The sequence below is a fragment of the Geodermatophilus sp. Leaf369 genome (genome assembly GCF_001424455.1).
Taxonomy (GTDB): Bacteria; Actinomycetota; Actinomycetes; order Mycobacteriales; family Geodermatophilaceae; genus Klenkia.
The window spans coordinates 545,823-565,432 of sequence record NZ_LMQA01000001.1 but is presented as its reverse complement, the minus strand read 5'-3'; the positions used below and the strand labels follow the sequence as shown (position 1 = coordinate 565,432).

At 73.2% G+C, this 19,610-nt stretch carries 13 protein-coding genes and 2 tRNA genes; 12 read left to right on the top strand and 3 right to left on the bottom strand.

What is annotated here, in order from left to right:
* Positions 1-77: 77 nt before the first annotated feature.
* Positions 78-1,838 carry a bifunctional diguanylate cyclase/phosphodiesterase gene (locus tag ASG36_RS02750; protein WP_055759147.1) on the top strand — a complete coding sequence of 587 codons (1,761 nt, stop codon included), beginning with the start codon at positions 78-80 and terminating at the stop codon, positions 1,836-1,838.
* A 9-nt stretch (positions 1,839-1,847) separates the two neighbouring features.
* Here the strand turns inward: ASG36_RS02750 and ASG36_RS02745 are convergent, their stop codons facing one another.
* Both ASG36_RS02745 and ASG36_RS02740 read right to left on the bottom strand, forming a co-directional pair.
* Entirely contained in the window at positions 1,848-3,011 is a 1,164-nt protein-coding gene (locus ASG36_RS02745) for an HD domain-containing phosphohydrolase (protein WP_055759145.1), read from the bottom strand.
* 245 nt (positions 3,012-3,256) lie between these two features.
* Positions 3,257-3,330 (bottom strand) — tRNA-Gly (locus ASG36_RS02740).
* 69 nt (positions 3,331-3,399) lie between these two features.
* Here ASG36_RS02740 and ASG36_RS02735 point away from each other — a divergent pair.
* From ASG36_RS02735 to clpX, 5 genes are all read left to right on the top strand, one after another.
* Positions 3,400-3,473: transfer RNA gene (locus ASG36_RS02735), tRNA-Pro, on the top strand.
* A gap of 120 nt (positions 3,474-3,593) precedes the next feature.
* Entirely contained in the window at positions 3,594-5,111 is a 1,518-nt protein-coding gene (tig, locus tag ASG36_RS02730; protein ID WP_082522735.1) for a trigger factor, read from the top strand.
* 317 nt (positions 5,112-5,428) lie between these two features.
* Entirely contained in the window at positions 5,429-6,031 is a 603-nt protein-coding gene (locus ASG36_RS02725) for an ATP-dependent Clp protease proteolytic subunit (protein WP_055762254.1), read from the top strand.
* Between the two features lie 17 nt (positions 6,032-6,048).
* Complete coding sequence (locus ASG36_RS02720) at positions 6,049-6,675, top strand: ATP-dependent Clp protease proteolytic subunit (RefSeq protein WP_055759143.1); 627 nt, start codon at positions 6,049-6,051, stop codon at positions 6,673-6,675.
* 258 nt (positions 6,676-6,933) lie between these two features.
* Positions 6,934-8,208, top strand: coding sequence for an ATP-dependent Clp protease ATP-binding subunit ClpX (gene clpX / locus ASG36_RS02715; protein ID WP_055759139.1), 1,275 nt, complete (start codon positions 6,934-6,936; stop codon positions 8,206-8,208).
* A 145-nt stretch (positions 8,209-8,353) separates the two neighbouring features.
* Here the strand turns inward: clpX and valS are convergent, their stop codons facing one another.
* Positions 8,354-10,924: a valine--tRNA ligase gene (gene valS / locus ASG36_RS02710; protein ID WP_055759138.1), complete on the bottom strand. Its 2,571-nt coding sequence runs from the start codon at positions 10,922-10,924 to the stop codon at positions 8,354-8,356.
* A 42-nt stretch (positions 10,925-10,966) separates the two neighbouring features.
* Between valS and ASG36_RS02705 the strand changes: the two genes are divergently transcribed.
* The 6 genes from ASG36_RS02705 to ASG36_RS22240 all read left to right on the top strand — a co-directional run bounded on the left by ASG36_RS02705 (position 10,967) and on the right by ASG36_RS22240 (position 19,540).
* Positions 10,967-12,379 (top strand): folylpolyglutamate synthase/dihydrofolate synthase family protein, encoded by a 1,413-nt coding sequence (locus ASG36_RS02705; RefSeq protein ID WP_055759133.1) that lies wholly within the window; start codon positions 10,967-10,969, stop codon positions 12,377-12,379.
* Positions 12,376-12,768: a DUF4233 domain-containing protein gene (locus ASG36_RS02700; RefSeq protein WP_055759130.1), complete on the top strand. Its 393-nt coding sequence runs from the start codon at positions 12,376-12,378 to the stop codon at positions 12,766-12,768. Before ASG36_RS02705 ends, ASG36_RS02700 begins: the two co-directional genes overlap by 4 nt.
* Before the next feature lie 10 nt (positions 12,769-12,778).
* Positions 12,779-13,198, top strand: a complete 420-nt coding sequence (ndk, locus tag ASG36_RS02695; protein ID WP_055759127.1) for a nucleoside-diphosphate kinase — start codon at positions 12,779-12,781, stop codon at positions 13,196-13,198.
* Positions 13,199-13,288: 90 nt separating this feature from the next.
* Positions 13,289-15,292, top strand: a complete 2,004-nt coding sequence (locus ASG36_RS02690) for a TIGR03960 family B12-binding radical SAM protein (RefSeq protein WP_235494506.1) — start codon at positions 13,289-13,291, stop codon at positions 15,290-15,292.
* A complete protein-coding gene (locus tag ASG36_RS02685) occupies positions 15,292-16,059 on the top strand; it encodes a TIGR03936 family radical SAM-associated protein (protein WP_055759124.1) in 768 nt (255 codons plus the stop codon). Before ASG36_RS02690 ends, ASG36_RS02685 begins: the two co-directional genes overlap by 1 nt.
* A gap of 301 nt (positions 16,060-16,360) precedes the next feature.
* Positions 16,361-19,540 (top strand): Rne/Rng family ribonuclease, encoded by a 3,180-nt coding sequence (locus ASG36_RS22240; RefSeq protein ID WP_055759121.1) that lies wholly within the window; start codon positions 16,361-16,363, stop codon positions 19,538-19,540.
* Positions 19,541-19,610: the final 70 nt, after the last annotated feature.

Genomic DNA, 19,610 nt, shown 5'->3' with positions numbered 1-19,610 from the left:
GATCCGGGAGGGGTCCGGCACGAAACCTGGGTCGCCCTCGTCGAGGGTGCTCGATCGGACCACCGCCGGGAGTTCTCGTGCACATCGCCCACCCCGTCCCCGCACCCGACGGTGACGCGGCGGCACCGGAGGACCCGGTGCTCCTCGCGGCCGCGGTGCTGGACGCGCTGCCGGCCCCGACCGTGCTGGTGGACCCCGACGGCACCGTCCTGCTGACGAACCCGGCGTGGGAGGACGCCGTCGGGGCGCTCGGCGAGGACCGGGTCGCCGGTGGCGTCGGGAGCGACTACTTCGCCCTGGTCCTGCGCGTGTGCGGGGAGGTCTCCGGTCGGCCGGTGGTGGACGCCCTGCGGACGCTGTCCCGGGCTGCGGGTGGGTCCGTCGCGGGAGACCACCCCGTGGAGCACCCGACCGGCACCCGCTGGTACCACCTGCGCGCCTCGCGGGCGGGGGCCCGGGGTCGGCTCGTGGTGACCCACGGCGACGTCACCGACCGGGTGCTGGCCGGGCGCCTGTCGTCGTGGCGGGCCCGCCACGACGACCTCACCGCCCTGCCCAACCGGGCCGCGCTCCGGGACCTGGTCGACGCCGAGCTCCGGCAGCCGGACCGACCACCGGTCACCGTCCTCCTCCTGGACGTCGACGACTTCAAGGACGTCAACGACTGCCTGGGTCACGACGCGGGGGACGACCTCCTGCGTCAGATCGCCGGGCGGCTGGTTGCACGCACCCGGCCACAGGACAGCGTGGGCCGGCTCGGTGGTGACGAGTTCGTCGTCCTGTGCCGGGACTGCGACCCCGCCGGTGGCGTCGCCCTCGCCGAACGGTTCCGTGCGCTCTTCGACGAGCCCTTCCAGGTCGCCGGCCGGACGGCGAGGGTGACCGTCGGCATCGGGGTGGCGAGCGGCAGCGGCCCGGCCGCCGACCTGGTCGGGGACGCCGACCTGGCGGTGTTCGCCGCCAAGCGGGGCGGCCGGAACCGGGTGCGCGTCTTCAGCGCCGACCTGCGGGACGCGGTGCAGCAGAAGGTGCAGGTGGCCGCCGAGCTGCGGGAGGCCATCGGGGCCGACCAGCTCGTCCTGCACTACGAGCCGATCGTGCACCTGCGCTCGGGCCGGGTGCACGGCGTCGAGGCCCTGGTCCGGTGGCAGCACCCCGAGCGCGGGCTGCTGCCACCGGCGGACTTCATCGCCGTGGCCGAGGGGTGCGACCTGATCGTGCCGCTGACCCGCTGGGTGCTCTCGGCCGCCACCCGGCAGGCAGCGCGGTGGGCCGCGCAGGGCCTGCCGCTCGTGGTCAGCGTGAACGTCAGTGCGGCCTCCTTGGTCGCCGGGTCGCTGGCCGGCGACGTCGCCGCAGCGCTGGCCGCGGCGGGGCTCCCGCCCGAGAGGCTGATCGTGGAGCTCACCGAGACCGCGGTGGCCGAGGACCCCGAACGGGCCGCGGCGCAGTTCGCCGCGGTGCGGAGGTCCGGGGTGGAGGTCGCCATCGACGACTTCGGCAGCGGCTTCTCCTCCCTGGGGCAGCTGGTCACCATCCCGGCCGGGATCCTCAAGATCGACCGCAGCCTGGTGGCCGGTGCGGCCGACCGACGCAGCCGGTCGGCCGCAGCCGTGGCGGCGGTCGTCGCGCTGGCGGAGGCCGTGGGCATGCGGGCCCTGGCCGAGGGGGTGGAGACCGCCGACCAGCTGGCCGTCACCACGGCGCTGGGGTGCGCTCTCGCCCAGGGCCACCACATCGCCCGGCCGATGCCGCCCGAGGACCTGGCGGACTGGGTGCGGCACCGCACGGTCGAGCGCACGCGGGCCGGCTGGAGGTCGCGGGCCGGGCGCCGGTGACCGGGCCGGTCAGCCGGGCTGCACGCGGATCCGGCGTCCCACCCGGTCCCGCTCCGCGAAGTCCGCGATCCGCCGGACCAGCGTGTCGGTGACCCGGGTACCCCGGCTGACCAGCAGGACGCCGTCCGTCGTCCGCACGTCGTCGTCGACGACCATGCCCGGGGCGAGGTCGGCGACGTCCACCTCGGGCGAGGGGACCCCGCTCCCCGGGACGTCGTGACAGGCCACCAGGGCGGCGAGCACCCGGGGGTCGTAGGCGCCGGGGTCGGTCCGGAGCGCGTCGATGGTCGCCTGCACCGACGGTCGCTGTGCCATCCCCGCGTCGAAGTCCACGGCCAGCCGGAGGACCCGCGCCGGGAGCGGGAGGTCCTCCCCCCGCGGGACCCCGGGGGCGGACCCGCCGCCGTCGTAGCGGGCCAGGTGCCAGCCGATGGCCAGCCCGATGCCGTCCAGCCCGGGGATCCGGCCCACCAGGTCGCGGCTGATCGCCGGGACCCGGCCGACGGCGGCCGACTCGTCCTCGGTCAGGGGGCGCCCGGCGTCCAGCTTGGCGAGCACGCTCGCGGGGACGCCCACGGCGCCCAGCTGGGACAGCAGTGCCGTCGCCTCCAGCTCCCACGTCTCCACCTGCAGGACGGCGGCCAGCTCGGCCACGGTGCGGGCGACCCGGAGCGCCCGGCCGGACGCAGCGGGCTGCGCGACCGACAAGGTCTCGGCCAGGGCCTCGACCACCCGGCCCAGGAGCGAGGCCCGGGCCTCCCGCTCGGCGACCAGGGCGCGGTGCTGCGCGAGGGCGCCGTCGAGCTCCGCTGCGAGCACCGGCACCGGGCAGGGCCTGGTGAGGAAGCGGTGCACGCGGGCCTCGTTGACCGCGGCCACGGCGGTCCGCGCGTCTGACCGGCCGGTCAACACGACCCGGACGACGTCGGGGTGGAGGGCGTGCACCCGGGACAGCAGGGTCGCCCCGTCCATCTCGGGCATCCCCAGCTCCGAGACCACTGCGGCCACCGGTTCGGACCCGAGCACCTCGAGGGCCCGGGCGCCGCCCACGGCGGTCAGCACCCGGAAGCGCGGCGGCAGCGGACGACGCAGGCAGTCCAGGACAGTGGCCTCGTCGCCGACGAGCAGGACCGGGGCCGGACCGTCGGGGGTGCGCGCGAGAGGGACGTTCACGGGGACTCCTGGGGATCGACCACACCGGGCGGCGGTGGTGCTGCCGTCCTGTGCTCTCGTCACCGCGGGGCCCGGCATCGCGCGGAGCGGGTCGGGACCTGTCGATGCCCCCCATCGGGCACGCCCGACCGGGCCGGGCCCACCGGTGGTCGGTGCCGGGTGCGCTGGGGCGAGCACGTGGACCTGCGCGGGCGGCCGGGGACGGCGGGCTTCGGGCGGGTGTGCGCGTGGGCAGGCGCCGGTGGTGGAGCGGGTGACCGGGATCGAACCGGCATGGCCAGCTTGGAAGGCTGGGGCTCTACCATTGAGCTACACCCGCGAGGTGTCGTGCGTCCTGCTGCCCGGCCACAGTACCGGTAGCCCGAGGCGCCTAGACTCGCCCCGGCCACGGGGTGTGGCGCAGCTTGGTAGCGCACCTGCTTTGGGAGCAGGGGGCCGCAGGTTCAAATCCTGTCACCCCGACACCGTCACCGGGTCTCTGCGAGACTCGGGGGCATCCCGGCGTGTCCCGCCCCGTCGTCCTGCGACGGGCCGGCCACGCCGACCACCACCTGACGTCTGCACACCGAGGAGCGCTGCGCTGTGAAGAGCACCATCGAGAACCTGGGCCCGACCCGGGTCCGGCTCGCGATCGAGGTGCCGTGGGGCGACCTGGACCACGCCTTCGGCGAGGTCTACAAGGAGCTCGGCCGGCAGGTCAAGGTCCCCGGCTTCCGGCCGGGCAAGGTCCCCAACCGCATCCTCGACCAGCGGGTCGGCCGTCCCGTCGTCCTGGAGCAGGTCGTCCAGCACGCCGTCCCGGAGGTCTACTCCGAGGTCGTCCGGGAGAACCAGGTCCGGCCGCTGAGCCAGCCCGACGTCGAGGTCACCCGCATCGACGACGGCGACACCCTGGCCTTCACCGCCGAGGTCGACGTCGCCCCGCAGCTCGAGCTGCCGGAGCTGGACTCCCTGGCGGTGACCGTCGACGACGTCGAGGTCACCGACGAGGAGATCGACACCCAGGTCTCCACCATGCGGGAGCGCTTCGCGATGCTCACCGGCGTCGAGCGCGCCGCCGAGGACGGCGACTTCGTCTCCATCGACCTCGTCGCCACGCTCGACGGCGCGGAGCTCGAGGACGGCAGCACCAGCGGCATGTCCTACGAGGTCGGCACCGGCACCCTGATGGACGGCCTCGACGAGGCCGTGCGCGGGCTGTCCGCCGATGAGTCGGCCACCTTCACCTCCCCGCTGCTGTCCGGTGACAACGCCGGCGAGGCCGCCGAGGTCACCGTGACCGTGCGCTCGGTCAAGACCAAGGAGCTCCCCGAGCTCGACGACGAGTTCGCCTCCACGGCGAGTGAGTTCGACACCCTCGAGGAGCTGCGCGGCGACGTCCGCACCCGGCTCTCCCGGGTGAAGGTCCTGCAGCAGGGCAGCCAGGCCCGCGACAAGCTGGTCGAGCAGCTGCTGGAGACCATCGAGGTCCCCGTCCCGGAGAAGCTCGTCGAGCGCGAGCTCGAGTGGCGCACCCGTGCCATGGAGCAGGAGCTCGCCCAGGCCGGCATGGACTGGGACGCCTACTTCTCCGCCGCCGGGGTCGACAGCCGCGAGGCCTACGACGCCGACATGAAGTCCAACGTGGAGAACGCCGTCCGCACCCAGTTCGTGCTGGATGCGATCGCCGACGCCCGTGAGGTCACCGTCGACAACGACGACCTGTCGGCGCAGATCATGGCCCAGGCTCAGCGCAACCGGGTCAGCCCCGAGCAGTACGCCCAGCAGCTCCAGCAGGGCAACAACATCGCCGACTTCGTCGCCGACGTGCGCCGCACCAAGGCGCTGGCCCAGCTGCTCGAGCAGACCACGATCACCGACGCCTCGGGCAACGCCGTCGACCTCGAGGCCCTGGCCCCGAAGACGGTCCGGGCCGCCGAGTCCGCCGAGGACGAGGACGCCGCCGAGTCCGTGGAGGAGACCCCGGCCGAGGCCGAGGCCCCCGCCGTCGACGAGGCCCCGGTCGACGAGGCTCCGGTCGAGGAGACCCCGAAGGCGAAGAAGAAGGCCGCGCCGAAGAAGAAGGCGGCCGCTGCCGCCGAGGACGACGCGGAGGCCTGATCCCGAGGCCTGACCCACCCGCACGCACCGACGCCCGTCCCCCCGCACCGCGGAGGGGCGGGCGTCGTCGTCGGTGGGGGAGGGGTGAGGTCGCTGCGCCCTCGGCGAACACCGGCCGTCACGGGAGTGGGCCGTCGGACCTCCGCGTTAGGGTCGACGTGACACCGAGAAGGCACCCGGGTCCGGCTCCGGCCGGCGTCCGGGCCATCCCCGGCGGACGACCAGCACCACCGCTCCACCCGAACCCAGACCGCCAGCACGCCAGTCCCACGGAGGTCACCGCACACGTGAACACCGCACACCCGTCCGCGCCCGTGATGCGCGGCTCCGGGACCATGATGAACCTCGGCGACTCGGTCTACGAGCGCCTCCTGCGCGAGCGCATCATCTTCCTGGGCAGCCAGGTCGACGACCAGATCGCCAACCAGCTGGCCGCCCAGATGCTGCTGCTGTCCGCCGAGGACCCCAAGCGCGACATCCACCTGTACATCAACAGCCCCGGCGGCTCGGTCACCGCGGGCATGGCGATCTACGACACGATGCAGTTCATCGACTGCGACGTCGCCACCTACGGGATGGGCCTCGCGGCCTCGATGGGGCAGTTCCTGCTCACCGCCGGCACCGCGGGCAAGCGCTACGCCCTGCCGCACGCGCGGATCATGATGCACCAGCCCTCGGCCGGTGTCGGGGGCACGGCGTCGGACATCGCGATCCAGGCCGACCTGTTCCGCCGCACGAAGAAGGAGCTCAACGAGCTCCAGGCCCAGCACACCGGGCAGACCGTCGAGCGCATCGCCGAGGACTCCGACCGCGACCGCTGGTTCACCGCGGCCGAGGCGCTGGAGTACGGCTTCGTCGACCACGTGGTCACCAAGGCCTCTGCCACGACCGAGACCGACAACCCGGTCACCGAGAACTGACGGTCGGAGGACCTGACATGAGCTTCGAGATGCCGCAGAGCCGGTACATCCTGCCCTCCTTCACCGAGCGCACCAGCTACGGGATGAAGGAGTCCAACCCCTACAACAAGCTCTTCGAGGAGCGCATCATCTTCCTCGGGGTGCAGGTCGACGACGCCAGCGCCAACGACGTCATGGCCCAGCTGATCACGCTGGAGTCCAACGACCCCGACCGTGACATCACGATGTACATCAACAGCCCCGGTGGCTCGTTCACCGCGCTGATGGCCATCTACGACACGATGATGTTCGTCCGCCCCGACATCCAGACCGTCTGCATGGGCCAGGCCGCCTCGGCCGCCGCCGTCCTGCTGGCCGCCGGGACCAAGGGCAAGCGGCTGGCGCTGCCCTACTCGCGGGTGCTCATCCACCAGCCCTCGGGCGAGGCCGGCGGCCAGGTCACCGACCTGGAGATCCACGCCGCGGAGATCGAGCGGGTCCGCACCCAGATGGAGCAGATCCTGTCCCGGCACACCGGCCGCTCCCAGGAGCAGGTCCGCAAGGACATCGACCGCGACAAGATCCTCACGGCCCAGGAGGCCAAGGAGTACGGGATCGTCGACGAGGTCATCCAGAGCCGCAAGCTCAACGCCCTCCCCGCCTGACGCCCCACCCGGCGGCGCGGCCGGCGGGGCCCCTCGGGGCCCTGCCGGCCGCACCGCCGGAGCACGTCCCCGACCGCCGGACCCCCGGGTGCGTCACTGCCCGAGAACGTCGGTGGTGGCCGGTACGGTCGGACGAACGCCCGATCCCCGGCCTTCGCCGGCTCCCGCCAGAGGCCCGCTGCCCGGCGGGCGGTCATCGACACAACGAACGAGGGCCCTGCCTCCCCGCAGGCCCGCAGTGACTCGGAGGTCAGCCAGGTGGCACGTATCGGTGAGAGCGGCGACCTGCTCAAGTGCTCGTTCTGCGGGAAGAGCCAGAAGCAGGTCAAGAAGCTCATCGCTGGCCCCGGGGTCTACATCTGCGACGAGTGCATCGAGCTGTGCAACGAGATCATCGAGGAGGAGCTCAGCGAGTCCTCGGACCTCAAGTTCGACGAGCTCCCCAAGCCCAAGGAGATCCACGACTTCCTCGAGCAGTACGTGATCGGCCAGGACAAGGCCAAGCGCACGCTCGCGGTCGCCGTCTACAACCACTACAAGCGCATCCAGTCCGGCGGTGAGCGCGGCTCCCGCGACGAGGGCGTGGAGCTGGCCAAGTCCAACATCCTGCTCATGGGGCCCACCGGGTGCGGCAAGACCCACCTGGCGCAGACCCTCGCCCGGATGCTCAACGTGCCCTTCGCGATCGCCGACGCCACGGCGCTCACCGAGGCCGGCTACGTCGGTGAGGACGTCGAGAACATCCTCCTCAAGCTGATCCAGGCCGCCGACTACGACGTCAAGCGCGCCGAGACCGGGATCATCTACATCGACGAGGTCGACAAGATCGCCCGCAAGAGCGAGAACCCCTCGATCACCCGGGACGTGTCCGGCGAGGGCGTGCAGCAGGCGCTGCTGAAGATCCTCGAGGGCACGACGGCCTCGGTGCCGCCGCAGGGCGGGCGCAAGCACCCGCACCAGGAGTTCATCCAGATCGACACCACGAACGTGCTGTTCATCGTGGGTGGCGCCTTCGCCGGCCTGGACAAGGTCATCGAGCAGCGGATCGGCAAGCAGGGCATCGGCTTCGGTGCCGAGGTGCGCGGCAAGGCCGAGGTCGAGGAGGCCAACGCCCTGGCCGAGGTCATGCCCGAGGACCTGCTGAAGTTCGGCATGATCCCCGAGTTCATCGGCCGTCTGCCGGTGATCACCAGCGTGCAGAAGCTCGACCGCGAAGCGCTGATCAACATCCTCACCGAGCCGAAGAACGCCCTGGTGCGCCAGTACCGCCGCCTCTTCGACCTCGACGGCGTCGAGCTCGAGTTCACCGAGGACGCGCTGGAGTCGATCGCCGACCAGGCCATCCTGCGGGGCACCGGCGCCCGCGGTCTCCGGGCGATCATGGAGGAGGTCCTCCAGTCGGTCATGTACGACATCCCCGGCCGCGAGGACGTCGCCACCGTCGTCATCACCCGCGAGGTCGTGATGGACCGGGTCGCCCCGACCATCGTCCCGCGCAAGCCCGTCCGCGAGCGCCGCGAGAAGTCCGCCTGACCCAGGCGCCACCGCACGCGAGAGGCCCAGGACCACCCGGTCCTGGGCCTCTCGCGTTCTCCAGGCACAGACTCACACCGTCCAGGGATGCTGGCGCCCTGCAGCGCGACAGCGTCCCTGGACCGCGTGAGTCTGTGCGGCTCGGCTACTCGGTCGGGGCGAGGACGACCTCGACGGTCATCGGGCCGTCGCCGGCCGACACGGTGAGCTCGGCGATGATGCCGGCCGCCACCAGGTCGCGGCGGACGGCCTCGACCAGGGCGACCTGGGCCGGGGGAGCGTGCACGACCGCGGTCTGCACCGGGGCGCGCATGGACACCTTGGCCTCGCTCTTGGCCTTGCGGACCGCGGCCAGCGCCTCGGCGGCGACGGTCACCAGCTCCGGGTCGCCGTCACCGGCGAGCTCGTCGGTGGTCGGCCACGGGGCGCGGTGCACCGAGCCGGTCTGCCACCAGGACCAGACCTCCTCGGTGGCGAAGGGCAGCACCGGGGCGAGCAGCCGGTTCAGCACCGACAACGCCGTCGCCAGACCCGCCTTGGCCGACGCCGCGCCCTCGGCCGGGCCGCCGTCCTCGCCGTAGGCCCGGGTCTTGACCAACTCGACGTGGTCGTCGCAGAACTGCCAGAAGAAGGTCTCGGTGACCTCGAGGGCCCGGGTGTAGTTGTAGGCGTCCATCGCGGCGGTGGCCTCGGCGACGACCCCGCGCAGCCGGGCCAGCAGCGCGGCGTCGACCGGCTCGGTGACCGGGGCGCCCACCAGGTCGGCGGTGGCGCCCAGGCTGCCCAGCACGAACTTGCCCACGTTGAGCAGCTTGATGGCCAGCCGGCGGCCGACCTTCATCTGCACCTCGTCGAAGGGGGAGTCCGCACCCGGGCGGGCCCCGGCGGCGCGCCAGCGGACGGCGTCCGTGCCGTACTTCTGCAGCACGTCGATCGGGGTCGTCGCGTTGCCCTTGGACTTGCTCATCTTCTTGCGGTCGGGGTCGACCACGAAGCCGGAGATCGCCGCGTGCGTCCAGGGCACCTGGCCCTGCTCGTAATGCGCACGAACGACGGTGGAGAACAGCCAGGTGCGGATGATGTCGTGCGCCTGGGGCCGCAAGTCCATCGGGAAGACGTGCGCGAAGAGCTCCGGGTCGGTGTCCCAGCCCGAGGCGACCTGGGGCGACAGCGAGGAGGTCGCCCAGGTGTCCATGACGTCGGGGTCGGCCATGAACCCGCCGGGCACGCCGCGTTGGTCGGCGGTGAACCCCTCGGGCACGTCGGAGGACGGGTCGACCGGGAGCGACTCCTCGGGAGCCAGCAGCGGCTGGTCGTAGACCGGCTCACCGGCGTCGTCCAGGCGGTACCAGACCGGGAACGGGACGCCGAAGAAGCGCTGCCGGCTGACCAGCCAGTCGCCGTTGAGGCCCTCGACCCAGTTCTCGTAGCGGTGCCGCATGTGCTCGGGGACCCACTGGATCTCCTTGCCGCGGGCGACGAGCGCGGCGCGCAGGTCGGCGTCCCGTCCGCCGTTGCGGATGTACCACTGGCGGGTGGTGACGATCTCCAGCGGGCGCTCGCCCTTCTCGAAGAACTTCACCGGGTGGGTGATCGGGCGGGGCTCGCCGTCCAGGTCCCCGGACTCGCGCAGCAGCTCGACCATCCGGGCCTGCGCGCTGAACACGGTCTTGCCGGCGAGCTCGGCGTACGGCGCAGCGGGGACGCCGCTGGGGGCGTCGGGCACCAGCCGGCCGTCCCAGCCGACCACCGGGCGGGTGGGCAGCTGCAGCTCACGCCACCAGGTGACGTCGTTGAGGTCGCCGAAGGTGCAGATCATCGCGATGCCCGAGCCCTTGCCCGGCTCGGCCAGGCGGTGCGCGACCACCGGGACCTCGACGCCGAACACCGGCGTGGTCACGGTCTGGCCGAACAGCGGCTGGTAGCGCTCGTCGTCCGGGTGCGCGACCAGCGCCACGCAGGCCGGGAGCAGCTCGGGGCGGGTGGTCTCGATGTGCACCGGGCCGGTCGGGCCCGCGAAGGCGATCCGGTGGTAGGCGCCGGGGCGCTCCCGGTCCTCCAGCTCGGCCTGGGCGACGGCGGTGCGGAAGGTGACGTCCCAGAGGGTCGGCGCCTCCTGGGCGTAGGCCTCCCCGCGCGCCAGGTTGTGCAGGAACGCCCGCTGCGCGGTGGCCCGGGAGGTCTCGGAGATGGTCCGGTAGACGTTCGACCAGTCGACGGAGAGCCCGACCTGGCGCCACAGCTCCTCGAAGGAGTCCTCGTCGACGGCGGTGAGCCGCTCGCACAGCTCCACGAAGTTGCGCCGGCTGATCGGCAGCTGGTCCTTGCCCGGCTTCTCGGGGGGCTGGAAGGACTCGTCGTAGGGGAGCGAGGGGTCGCAGCGCACGCCGTAGTAGTTCTGCACCCGGCGCTCGGTGGGCAGGCCGTTGTCGTCCCAGCCCATCGGGTAGAAGACGTGCTTGCCGGTCATCCGGTGGTAGCGCGCCACGATGTCGGTGTGCGTGTAGCTGAACACGTGCCCGACGTGCAGGGACCCGCTCGCGGTCGGCGGCGGGGTGTCGATGGCGAACGTCTGCGCGCGGGGGGCGGCCAGGGCGGCGGCCCGGTCGAAGCCGTAGACGTCGTCCTCGGCCCAGGCGGCCACCCACTTGGCCTCCAGGCCGTCGAGGGTGGGCTTGTCGGGCACGGTGCCCGGGGCGGTGACGTCTGTGGACATGCCCTCATCCTAGGAAGCCCCGCGACTGGCATCCTGGGCAGGATGACCACCTCCCCGTCCCAGCCCAGGTCCGCCGGGACCGCCCGAGAGCTGGCCCGGGTCGAGGCCGCCCTCCTGGCCCGTTGGCCGGAGACCCGGCTGGAGCCCAGCCTCACCCGCATCTCGGCCCTGCTCGACCTGCTCGGCTCCCCGCACCGGGCCTTCCCCGTCGTCCAGGTGACGGGCACCAACGGCAAGACCACCACCGCCCGGATGGTCGACGAGCTGCTGCGCGGCTTCGGCCTGCGGGTCGGCCGGTTCACCAGCCCGCACCTGGAGACCGTCCGCGAGCGGATCGTCATCGACGGCCGCCCGATCAGCGAGGAGCGCTTCGTCGAGGTGCACGACGACATCGCGCCCTACGTGCAGATGGTCGACGCCGGCAGCGAGGTGCCACTGTCCTTCTTCGAGGTGATGGTGGCGATGGCCTACGCCGCCTTCGCCGAGACCCCGGTCGACGTCGCCGTCGTCGAGGTCGGCATGGGCGGCACCTGGGACGCCACGAACGTCGTCGACGCCCGGGTCGCCGTCGTCACCCCGGTCTCGATGGACCACGCCGAGTACCTCGGGCCCGACGTGGCCTCGATCGCGACCGAGAAGGCCGGGATCATCAAGCCCGCGCCGCCGACCGAGGAGGGCGTCCCGGGTCCCGACGTCGTCGCGGTGCTCGCCCACCAGCCCGCCGGGGCCCTGGAGGCGCTGGTCCGCCGGGCCGTCGAGGTGGACGCCACCGTGGCCCGGGAGGGCACCGAGTTCGGCGTGCTCGAGCGCCGGGTCGCCGTGGGCGGCCAGCAGATCCGCGTCCAGGGCCTCGGCGGGGAGTACCCCGAGGTGTACCTGCCGCTGTTCGGTGCGCACCAGGCGCAGAACGCCGCGGTCGCCCTGGCCGCGGTCGAGGCGTTCCTGGGCGCCGGTTCGGCCAGCGGCCCGGTCGACCCCGAGGTCGTGCGCGCCGCGTTCGCCGCCGTCCGCTCCCCGGGGCGGTTGGAGCGGGTGCGCACCTCGCCGTCGGTGCTGGTGGACGCCGCGCACAACCCGGCCGGCATGGCCGCCACCGTGGAGGCGGTACGGGAGTCCTTCGACTTCACCCGGCTGATCGGCGTGGTGGGCTGTGTCCAGGGCAAGGACGTCGCGGCGATGCTCACCGAGCTCGAGCCGCTGTGCGCCGAGCTGGTGGTCACCCAGAACAGCTCGCCCCGGGCGATCCCGGCCGACGAGCTGGGCGCGATCGCCGTCGACGTGTTCGGCGCCGACCGGGTCAGCGTGCACCCGCAGCTGTTCGACGCCCTGGAGTCGGCGATCGAGCTGGCCGAGGCCGGCGCCGACCACGCCCTGGGCGGGTCCGGGGTGCTGGTCACCGGCAGCGTCATCACCGCCGGCGAGGCGCGTCGGATGATGGGCGGGAAGAAGAAGTGAGCACCCCGCAGGCGGCCGACCCGGCCCGGGCGGCCAAGGCGCTGTCCGGTGCTGCTGCCGCGACGGTGCTGCTCGAGGGCATCGCCGTGCTCTTCGTGCCGCGGGCGCTGGCACCGACCGAGGGGCTGGGCGGGGGAGTGCTCGCCGCGCTGGTCGTGCTGTCGATCGTGCTGATCCTGGCCAGCGGGGTGCAGCGTCGTCCCCAAGGCCTGCTCATCGGCACCGTGCTGCAGGTCCCGCTGCTGGCGACCGGGCTCTTCTCCAGCGCCATGTGGTTCGTCGGCGGGGTCTTCGTGCTGGTGTGGATCTACCTGCTCCAGATCCGCAAGGACCTGGTCGGCACCCGCTTCGGACCCGTGCCGGAGTCGCCGGTCGTCGAGGGCCCGTAGCCTCTCGGGCGTGTCCGAACCCACCACCGAACGTTCCCTCGTCCTCGTCAAGCCCGACGGCGTCGCCCGCGGCCTGGTCGGCGAGGTCGTCAGCCGCCTGGAGGCCAAGGGCCTGCGCCTGGTCGCCGCCGAGCTCCGCACCCTGCCCCGCGAGGTCGCCGAGCAGCACTACGCCGAGCACAGCGAGCGGCCGTTCTTCGGCTCGCTCGTCGAGTTCATCACCGGCGGCCCGCTGCTCGCCCTGGTCGTCGAGGGCCCCCGCGCCATCGAGGCCTTCCGGGCGCTCGCCGGCGCCACCGACCCGGTCAAGGCCGCCCCCGGCACCATCCGCGGCGACCTGGCCCTCGAGGTCCAGAACAACATCGTGCACGGCTCGGACTCGCCCGAGTCCGCCACCCGAGAGATCGGCCTGTTCTTCCCCGCCCTGTAGTCGCCCCTGTTTCCGGCCCCGTCCAGGGGCCCGTCCTGAGCTTGCGAGGGGCGGGGGGGACGGGGTCCTTCAACTACTCTCGGACGCGCTATGACTGTCGAGAGCCTGTACCCCCGTCTCGAGCCGCTTCTCGCCCAGGTGCAGAAGCCGATCCAGTACGTCGGTGGTGAGCTCAACGCCCAGACCAAGCCGTGGGACGACGTCGCCGTCCACTGGGCGCTCATGTACCCCGATGCCTACGAGGTCGGCCTGCCCAACCAGGGTCTGATGATCCTGTACGAGGTGCTCAACGAGCGCGCCGACGCCCTGGCCGAGCGCACGTACGCCGTGTGGCCGGACCTCGCCGGGCTGATGCGGGAGGCCGGGGTCGGCCAGTTCACCCTGGAGAACCACCGCCCGGTGCACGACTTCGACTTCCTCGGGGTCAGCTTCGCCACCGAGCTGGGCTACACCAACCTGCTCGACGCCCTGGACCTCGCCGGGATCCCGCTGCACGCGGTCGACCGCGACGAGCGCCACCCGGTCGTCGTCGCCGGCGGGCACGCCGCCTTTAACCCCGAGCCGGTCAGCGACTTCGTCGACTGCGCCGTGCTGGGTGACGGCGAGCAGGTCGTCGGGGACATGACCGACGTGCACAGCGCCTGGCAGGCCGAGGGGAAGCCGGGCGGTCGCACCGAGCTGCTGGCCCGCCTCTCCCGCGTCGAGGGCGTGTACGTGCCGCAGTTCTACGCGGTCACCTACTCACCCGACGGCACCATCGCCGCCTTCACGCCCACCCGGGACGACGTCCCCACCCGGGTCGCCAAGCGCACCGTGATGGACCTCGACGAGTGGCCCTACCCCAAGCAGCCGCTGGTCCCGCTGGCCGAGAGCGTGCACGAGCGGATGAGCGTGGAGATCTTCCGCGGCTGCACCCGCGGCTGCCGCTTCTGCCAGGCCGGGATGATCACCCGCCCGGTGCGCGAGCGGACCATCACCGGCATCGGCTCGATGGTCGACGCCGGTCTCAAGGCCACCGGCTACGAGGAGGTGGGCCTGCTCTCCCTCAGCAGCGCCGACCACTCCGAGATCGGGCAGCTGGCCAAGGAGCTCGCCGACCGGTACGAGGGCACCAACACCGGCCTGTCGCTGCCGAGCACCCGGGTCGACGCGTTCAACGTGACGCTGGCCAACGAGCTCTCCCGCAACGGACGGCGCTCCGGGCTCACCTTCGCCCCCGAGGGCGGCAGCGAGCGCATCCGCCGGGTGATCAACAAGACCGTGTCCAAGGAGGACCTGGTCCGCACGGTCACCACGGCCTACGCCAACGGCTGGCGCCAGGTGAAGCTGTACTTCATGTGCGGTCTGCCCACCGAGACCGACGAGGACGTGCTGGAGATCGCCGAGCTGGCGGTCGAGGTGATCCGGGCCGGCCGCGAGGCCGCGGGCAACAAGGACATCCGCTGCACGGTGTCCATCGGCGGGTTCGTGCCCAAGCCGCACACCCCGTTCCAGTGGGCCGCCCAGGCCTCGGCCGAGACGATCGACCACCGGCTCAAGGTGCTGCGCGACGCGATCAACGCCGACCGGCGGATCGGTCGCTCCATCGGTCTGCGCTACCACGACGGCAAGCCCGGGGTCATCGAGGGACTGCTGTCCCGCGGCGACCGCCGGGTCGGCCGGGTCATCGAGCGGGTCTGGCGCGACGGCGGGCACTTCGACGGTTGGAGCGAGCACTTCTCCTACGACCGTTGGGCCACCGCCGCGGCCGAGGAGCTGGCCCCCTTCGGGCTCGACCTGGCCTGGTACACGACCCGGGAGCGCGGTGAGCACGAGGTGCTGCCGTGGGACCACCTGGAGTCGGGCCTGGACAAGGAGTGGCTCTGGGACGACTGGCAGGACGCCCTCAACGAGGACGAGGTCGCCGACTGCCGGTGGACCCCCTGCTACGACTGCGGGGTCTGCCCGACCATGGGCACCGACATCCAGATCGGGCCCACCGGTCGTTCGCTCATCCCGCTCACGCCCATCGGGGCCGGCCCGCGTCCCCAGGTCACCGCCCAGGTCGACGTGGGTGTCGAGGCGAACGCCGCGGACCCGGTCCACACGCACTGATGGCGCGCACCCCCGACGGTCCGCCGCCCCCGCCGACGGTCCAGAAGCTGCGGCTGCGCTACACCAAGCGCGGTCCGCTGCGGTTCGCCTCGCACCGGGACCTGGCGCGTGCCCTGGAACGGGCGCTGCGCCGGGCCCAGGTGCCGATGGCGTTCTCCGCCGGCTTCAGCCCGCACCCCAAGATCAGCTACATGGGCGCGGCCCCCACCGGGGCCGCCTCGGAGGCCGAGTACGTCGAGATCGGGCTCGCCGTCCGGTGCGACCCGGAGGCGGTCCGGGTGGCCCTGGACGCCTCGCTGCCCACGGGCATCGACGTGCTTGAGTGCGTCGAGGCGGCCGAGGGCACCGGGGGTCTGGCGGACCGGCTGGACGCCACCGTCTGGCGGATCGACCTGGCCGGGGTGGACGTCGCCGAGCTCGCCGCGGCGACCGAGGCCCTGCTCGCCGCCGAGGTGGTGACGGTCTCCAAGCGCACCAAGAACGGCCCGCGGGACATCGACGCCCGGGCTGCCGTCGTCTCCGCCTCGGCGTCGGAGGGGGCAGGTTGTGCCATACTGCACGTGGTGGTACGGCAGCTGACGCCGACCGTACGACCGGACGACGTGTTGGCCGCTCTCGCTGCCGTCGCCGACCTGCACCCGCCGTTGCCCCCACGGGCCGTGCGTGAGGCGCAGGGCCGGCTCGACGACAGCGGTGAGGTGGCCGATCCGCTCGGGCCCGACCGCGAGGCCGGCTCCCGCTGCCAGGGGGAGCCCCAGCCGGTCTGACCCCTGGGGAGCCGGCTGCGCGACCGACACAGCACCGTCGCCCCGCACCACGTCTGCCAGCCGTGGCGCACCCCGTCTCCGTGCAGGACCGCTCCACCCGTGAGCCAGCTCCGCCGAACCCGTACCGCCGCACCGTTGCACCACCCAGACACCGCACCACCAGCACCATCCCCAGACTTCAGTGGGTCGGACGCACTGCCGATCACCGGCAGTCCGACCTGCCCGACCCGCGTCCCTGCGCGGCCGCCAGTCGTCGAGGAGACGATCGGCGCCCGGGGACGCACCAGGAGGCGAGCCCTCAGTGGCCGACGACCAGACCACCCCCGAGACACCCGACACCACCCCGGAGAACGACCCGGCCCAGGTGCAACCCGCACAGCTCGACCCGCAGGCCCCGGCCGACGCCGAGGGGGACGAGGAGGCCCCGGCCGACCTCGAGATCGACCCCGAGGCCCCCGCGGACGCCGATCCCGCCGCCGTCCTGGCCGAGGAGCCGGCGCCCGAGCCGGCCCCCGAGCCCGAGACCGAGCCCCGACTGCGGGCGGACGCCGAGACCCTCGAGGCCGCGGCGATCCCGCCCTCGCGGTCCACCGAGGCCCCCTCCGACGCCGAGGCCCCCCGCTTCGGCGCCCAGTTCAGCTCCCCGGAGCCGACCAGCGTCACCGCGCGCCCCCGCCGCCGGGCGACCCGCCCCGCGCTGGCTGCCGACCCCGACTCCGTCGAGCCGGCTCCTGCCGCGGCCCCCACCCGGCCGGCCTTCGTCAGCTTCGTGGCCCCGGCCGCCGAGGCCGCCGAGGCGGCTCCGGCCCCCCGCCGGCGCAGCCGCCGCGCCCAGGCCGAGACGCCCGCCGAGGCCCCCGTCGAGAGCCCGGCCCAGGACGACGCCCCCGCGGCCGAGCGCGAGGACGACCGGCCGGCCGAGAAGCCCGCCCGCCGCAGCCGCTCCCGTCGCAAGACCGCCGCCGAGCGTGCCGCCGAGGCCGCCGAGGCGCAGGAGCAGGAGGAGACCGAGCCGGTCGTCCTGCCCGCCCCCGGCGACGCAGAGGACACCGCCGCCGAGGACACCACCGGCGAGGAGTCCGAGGACACCGACGACGACGGCGAGGACTCCGACGACGCGTCGGCGGGCAGCCGTCGCCGTCGTCGCGGCCGCCGTGGCCGTGGCCGGGGCCGCAACGACGAGGACGACGCCGACCGCGACGAGTCCGCCGCCGACCAGGGCACCGGCGACAGCGGGACCGACGCCGAGTCCGAGGACGACGCCGAGGACGCCGACGGTGCCGACGCCGAGGACGGTCAGGGCTCCAGCACGCGCCGGCGTCGCCGTCGTCGTCGCCGTGGTGAGTCCACCGGGGCCACCGCCGACACCACCGACAGCTCCGACGACGACCGGCCCGAGCGCGCCGGCCGCAACGGTCGGGACTCCAGCGACGACGCCGTCCGCGGCGTGGCCGGCTCCACCCGGCTCGAGGCCAAGCGCCAGCGCCGCCGGGACGGCCGGGACACCGGTCGCAAGCGCGCCCCGATCCTCAGCGAGTCCGAGTTCCTGGCCCGCCGCGAGGCCGTGGACCGGGCGATGGTCATCCGCCAGCAGGGCGACCGCACCCAGATCGCCGTCCTCGAGGACGACGTGCTGGTCGAGCACTACGTGACCCAGGCGCAGTCGGCGTCCTTCGCCGGCAACGTCTACCTGGGGCGGGTGCAGAACGTGCTGCCGTCGATGGAGGCCGCGTTCGTCGACGTGGGCAAGGGCCGCAACGCCGTGCTCTACGCCGGTGAGGTCAACTGGGAGACCGCCGGTCTCTCGGGCAAGTCGCGCTCGATCGAGCAGGCGCTGAAGTCCGGGGACAAGGTCCTGGTGCAGGTCACCAAGGACCCGATCGGCCACAAGGGCGCCCGGCTGACCCAGCAGATCAACCTGCCCGGACGCTTCCTGGTCTACGTGCCCGGCGGCTCGATGACCGGGATCAGCCGCAAGCTGCCCGACAACGAGCGTCAGCGGCTCAAGGACATCCTCAAGAAGATCGTGCCCGAGGACGCCGGCGTGATCATCCGGACCGCCGCGGAAGGCGCCTCGGAGGAGGAGCTCACCCGCGACGTGGCCCGGCTGCAGGCGCAGTGGGAGGTCATCCAGACCAAGGCGAAGTCCACCAGCACCGCCCCGACGCTGCTCTACGGCGAGCCCGACCTGGCGATCCGGGTCATCCGCGACGTGTTCAACGAGGACTTCAAGCGGCTGGTCGTCCAGGGCTCGGACGCCTGGGACACCGTCGAGGCCTACGTCGCGCACGTCTCCCCGGAGCTCTCCGAGCGGCTGTCGCGCTACACCGGCAACGGCGACGTCTTCCGCGAGCTTCGGGTCGACGAGCAGCTGCTCAAGGCACTGGACCGCAAGGTCTGGCTGCCCTCGGGTGGCTCGCTGGTCATCGACCGCACCGAGGCCATGACCGTCGTTGACGTCAACACCGGGAAGTTCACCGGCTCCGGGGGCAACCTGGAGCAGACCGTCACCCGCAACAACATCGAGGCCGCCGAGGAGATCGTGCGCCAGCTCCGGCTGCGCGACATCGGCGGCATGATCGTCATCGACTTCATCGACATGGTCCTGGAGAGCAACCGCGAGCTGGTCCTGCGCCGGCTCACCGAGTGCCTGGGCCGGGACCGCACCAAGCACCAGGTCGCCGAGGTGACCTCGCTGGGTCTGGTCCAGATGACCCGCAAGCGGGTGGGCCAGGGCCTGCTCGAGGTCTTCTCCGAGCCCTGCGAGCACTGCCGCGGGCGCGGTGTGGTCGTGCACCTGGACCCGGTCGACGAGAAGAAGCGCTCCGGTGGCAGCCCGGTCCCGGCGCCGTCTGCCCCGAACGGCAACGGCTCCAACGGCAGCGGCTCCACCGGCAACGGACGACGGGGGAACGGCACGCCGTCGGCCCCCGAGGTGGTCGAGGAGGTCCCGGCCGCCGAGACCCCGGCCGCCTCCACCGACGAGGAGCAGCCGCAGGAGTCCTCCGGCCGCTCCGGTCGCCGCAGCCGGGGTCGCCGCAACCGCGGTCAGTCCGGTGAGGCCCGGGCCGCCGAGGACGCGGCCGTGCTGGCCGGCGCCCGCGGGGACGACGGGGACACCCCCGCGCCCCCGGTCGAGGAGGAGGACGGCCAGCTGGCTGTCGACACCTCCGAGACCGAGCTCGAGCTGCCCCCCGCCGCGGACGCGGTCACCGAGGACACCGCGGCCACCTCGCCCGAGGGCGACGCCGCCCCGGAGCCCGACGAGCAGCCGCAGGCCGAGCTCCCGGTCGACGAGGTCCCGGTCGAGGAGGCCCCCGTCGAGGAGGCCCCGGCCGAGGCGCAGGTCGAGGCCCCGGCCGAGCCGGAGGCCCCGGTCGAGCAGGAGCCCGAGCCCCAGCCTGCGCCGGTCGAGGCAGCCGCCCCGGCCCGGCCGCGGCGCCGTCGGGCAGCCAGCCGACCGGCGGGCCCGCCGGCCTGATCGGACGCCCCGGCGGGTGGGACCACGGTCTCCCGCCGGGGGTTCGACCCGGACGGTCGGCCTCGGGTAC

Bases quoted from the DNA above. Each gene is read 5' to 3' on its own strand.
- ASG36_RS02725 (WP_055762254.1), top strand. From the start codon at position 5,429: ATGCGCGGCTCCGGGACCATGATGAACCTCGGCGACTCGGTCTACGAG.
- ASG36_RS02720 (WP_055759143.1), top strand. From the start codon at position 6,049: ATGAGCTTCGAGATGCCGCAGAGCCGGTACATCCTGCCCTCCTTCACC.
- valS (WP_055759138.1), bottom strand. From the start codon at position 10,924: ATGTCCACAGACGTCACCGCCCCGGGCACCGTGCCCGACAAGCCCACC.
- ASG36_RS02705 (WP_055759133.1), top strand. From the start codon at position 10,967: ATGACCACCTCCCCGTCCCAGCCCAGGTCCGCCGGGACCGCCCGAGAG.
- ASG36_RS02690 (WP_235494506.1), top strand. From the start codon at position 13,289: ATGACTGTCGAGAGCCTGTACCCCCGTCTCGAGCCGCTTCTCGCCCAG.
- ASG36_RS02685 (WP_055759124.1), top strand. From the start codon at position 15,292: ATGGCGCGCACCCCCGACGGTCCGCCGCCCCCGCCGACGGTCCAGAAG.